Raw genomic sequence first — 3,998 nt, 5'->3', positions numbered from 1 at the left:
TAGAGTTTAAAACTGAGATATGGGCTCAGGATTTCATCACTTTAATTACTGGTATAAGAAACATTCAAGGAGAGCTTTATACCAGCGAAGTAGAATTCGAATTTGAGCCTTCAAGTGAATTGGAAGAGCAGAAACAAAATATTACCCTCGATGAACTCTTCACACGTTATCCTCCGTTCGAACCAATACATACAAAAATCAAAGGAATCGTGGGTAGTTATCTATGGTTTGTTGAAGGAAAAAATGTAATAGTGCGACCAAGTTTAAACCTTCAAGAAATGATTGAGTTAGATGACACAAATGAAACGCTTAAACGTGTTACTCCAACTAACTTGCTTGGTCCCCAATCCAAATCGCCAGTAGTTAGAATGACAATCTTTATGGGCAAAGGCGGAAAAACAATTCCAGTCTACATTAAATATGGATCTACAACTCTTTTCTCAGAGTTATCTAAAGCAGGTTATTTTGCAAGATATGACCACCTAAGCGAACAAGAAATAAATTCATTAATTGAAGAGCTTCAGAAACAGTATGAAAAAGGCGTTAAACGAAAGAAACATACAAAAAATGCATACAGCGTAAATAATCTTGGGTACGTATGGTACTGCAGGAAAGGACGCGGTTTATCTACTGATCCGTACGATTTTTCTTGTCCCTTTAGATATGTCTGCTCTGTCGCAAAAGCTCTGGGAGACAAATGTATATATTGGAGCGGGAGCAGACGTCTCTTCCCCAAAGTTTATGTTGTTCCCGAAAGAGATATGAAACTTTCTCATCCCCAGCAATTCACCGGCCGTTCATTTATTAAACCGTTTTTCGCTAGAAATACGTTTGTAAAAGAAACTTACAAAAAAGCGCAATGGTACATGCCTTCCATTATACAGGAAGGGCAAATTGTAGAAGTAGAATTTGAACATCCAATAAATAAAAACCTTCCTCGCACGAATATAATTGGTTTTGAAATACCTTTACCACTTGTTAAAGGATTGATTGAAGCATTGATTGATGAGGACTCTACACAAAAACCTGAAATACCAATTATGCAAACAGAAGAAAAAGAAGGTTCACCAAAACGCCAAATTACTTTAGATAAGGTCTTGCTTTCCAAATTCTATATTTATAAAAGGACCAAGCAAGGGCAGGATACTTTCGGTTTTCTTGAACAAAAAAGTACAAAGATCATCTCTGACTTTAAAAAATTCGTTAAAAACGTTGATAAGGATGAACTAATAGACTTTCTTGTAAACTCTCTGGGGCATACTCTGGCCCATCTGTTTTTGATTTTTGTTTCAGCCGAGTTAGAAATTGGTCAGGAGAATTTACTTTACCTGTATAAGCAAGACAATCAGAGAAACGTTCTAATTGTGGCCATCGCTGAAAATAGTACATGGGGCTCTTTAGATATTATCACTCATGCCATAAATAAATTCCAGTCTCTAGACAATATGATTGAGAAATTCTTAGATACAACCCTAAGTTTTCTTGAAAACCATAAGGAAGATCTAGAGAAATTTGCAGGGGATCAGGCATTTAAAGGTGATTCTAAGCTTATCGCAATAGCAGAGAAGATCAAGCAAAGATATGAAAAATTCCTCGAGAACGAACTCGTCTTCGATATATCTACTTTTCTTAACCAACTGATTCTTAGTGGGGAGGATGAAAAAATAACAAAAGAACTCGAGGGAACAATAAATGATATTAAAGAACTACATCAGCGTCTTCTAGACGCTATTCTCGTCTCAGGAATAAATACCTGTATTGACGGTTGTACTGCCTGCGTAATGCTTGAAAAAGGATGCACAACGCCATTAATTCAAAACATTGTGTTGTCGAGGAACCTTGTTGAATGGTTTTTGAATGTTATTAGAGGTGAAGCACAAATAAGTGTTAAAGGAAAAATATTTCTCCCCCAGATCTTTAGTATAGCTGAAAAAAGTCTCTTCGCTGTCTCTCCGTATCTAGACGAGGATGGTGCACAACTTCTGGCAGAGACGGCTAAAAGAGGAGTTAAGGTTATCCTCCTTACAAATAAACAATTCGCAATGAAGTACGCCGATATACTTCCCAAAGACAAAGTAGACATTTACACATTTAAGAAACCTGTTCACTACAAATACTACATCATAGATGATAAAGCCAAAGTGATCACCTCACAAAACCTTAGCAGTTTAGGCTCCATTAATTCATTTAAATTCGAGAGTTTGACCCAAATAAATATAGAAGATATTAAAAGACAGGAATTGAGGGAAGAGCTTGTTGAACCCTTTAGAGTTGCTAGTTAAAGACATTTTAGACAGCACACAAAAATTAGACGAAAAGTTCAGTAGAAATGTATCTCCCGGATACCCTGTTTACGGTCTACACATTCTGCCTGGCCTGGTTTTCATTCTTAAACATTTCGTCCTAGTTATCAGGAGATATAGTGCAGAGGAATATTTTAGCCACTATGATCATTTAATATTACTGTTGCCTCATTTTATCTCTATAAGAGCGGTCAGATTTTCAGGCAAACAACTTATTGACCCTAATTCTTCCTTTATCATAGAAAAACTAGAGAAACAGAAGGGAAAAGAATCAAGAATAGGCAAAGACTTGCCCGGGTCTTTTATTACGCAGGGAAAGCTCACAAACATCGATTCCTCATTTTTACAAATGTTCACCCCCATGTTTTTTGGTTTAATTCGTCCTCTTATATTGAAAGACAAATACGAAGGCATTGTTATTCCGACTCCTTTATCATTAATATCTCATGAGTATTTTTCTCAGAATTCCTCTAAACGTGTGTTTATTTCACCCTGTTCTTTGACCGTTCTTTTAAAAAACTTCCAATACAAAAGAGAATTCCAGGTCTTAGACATACAACTAAAAGGATTTCTATCAAAAGGTGCAAAGATTTTCGGAACCGATTCGTCTGGAAACGTCGTGAATGAACAAATAGATATTTTCCTGCCTGACGAGGATTTTGCAGACCCCCGCTTTCGAGAATATGCAACACATGGTACCCCAGTTTTGACTCACTTGCTCGGCATAATGATTTTTGATGAAAAGTTCCCATTAATTAGAAACGGTAGCGGTGGATACTTCTTAGCTTTACAAGAAATACCTTATCCCTTATCTGCTGAGACATTAGCCATCTGTGGAAAACTTAGCAAATTTGCTTTCCGTTCGCCATTATCCCAAGGAAGAGAATATGAGCACTATTACGCAATTGAGTGCGAAGCCCATAACAAGTCCACTTTCCAACAAAATGTCCAGAGATTTCTGTCCTCTATAAGGAGAAAAAATAATGCATATTCCTCTCTCGAAGAACAAATGATTGGCGAAGCTACACAAAAATACTCCTCCTCTATTTTTTATATCTTAGAGAAGAACACAATAAAACTTCTCGCACCACCTATAATTATGTTATCCCTAACACAGGGCTATGACATCCAAGAAGTATACAAGAAAATAAATAAACTCCAACAACTTTCTGAATCCACAGGAATAGAGGCACAAATAGAAATTTTGCAACTAAGAAACAGCGATCCCATGCTCAAAACAATACTACCCCATACACAGGGCCCATGGAAAGATTCATTTACTACACAGAGCCAACTAGCAGAAAAATGGAAACTAAAATACATTATTTAAACACAAATCAATTAAACTCCCAGCACTCGAACCAGGTAAGTTTGAAGACTGGGTTTTCAATCGGTGTTGCAACGTGGTGTTGATAGAATATTCCTCCGCAGTTGGGCCCTTGAGCCGATGGACGCTGTAGAATAGGAAACTTAATGTCTTGAGAACCTAGGAGTCTCCTTGGAAACCATAGTACGGGTATCGAACCATCTCAATCGTTTAGCTTAATGGCAGAAAATAGATAAATACATATTGCTTACCGCGTCTTTGGAAAGAGAAGAAGCGCGCGCCAATGTGGGTCTATGCAACAAGCGAAGTAATTTTGCATAGGGCTAGTCCTGATGTAACTCGCGCGCTGGCCAAGCTCGACATGCCTG

2 protein-coding genes are annotated in these 3,998 nt (G+C 37.5%); both read left to right on the top strand.

Annotated elements, in window-relative coordinates:
* The coding region (locus JHC30_08155) for a hypothetical protein (protein ID MCI4464113.1) at positions 1–2,282 on the top strand (2,282 nt) is incomplete at its 5' end.
* Positions 2,257–3,633 (top strand): hypothetical protein, encoded by a 1,377-nt coding sequence (locus JHC30_08150; protein MCI4464112.1) that lies wholly within the window; start codon positions 2,257–2,259, stop codon positions 3,631–3,633. The genes JHC30_08155 and JHC30_08150, both read left to right, overlap by 26 nt.
* The last annotated feature ends 365 nt before the right edge of the window (positions 3,634–3,998 follow it).

It is taken from the genome of Caldisericum sp. (assembly GCA_022759145.1).
Classification (GTDB): Bacteria; Caldisericota; Caldisericia; order Caldisericales; family Caldisericaceae; genus Caldisericum.
The sequence above is the reverse complement of the archived record's forward strand: the minus strand, read 5'-3'. Positions and strand labels throughout refer to the sequence as shown.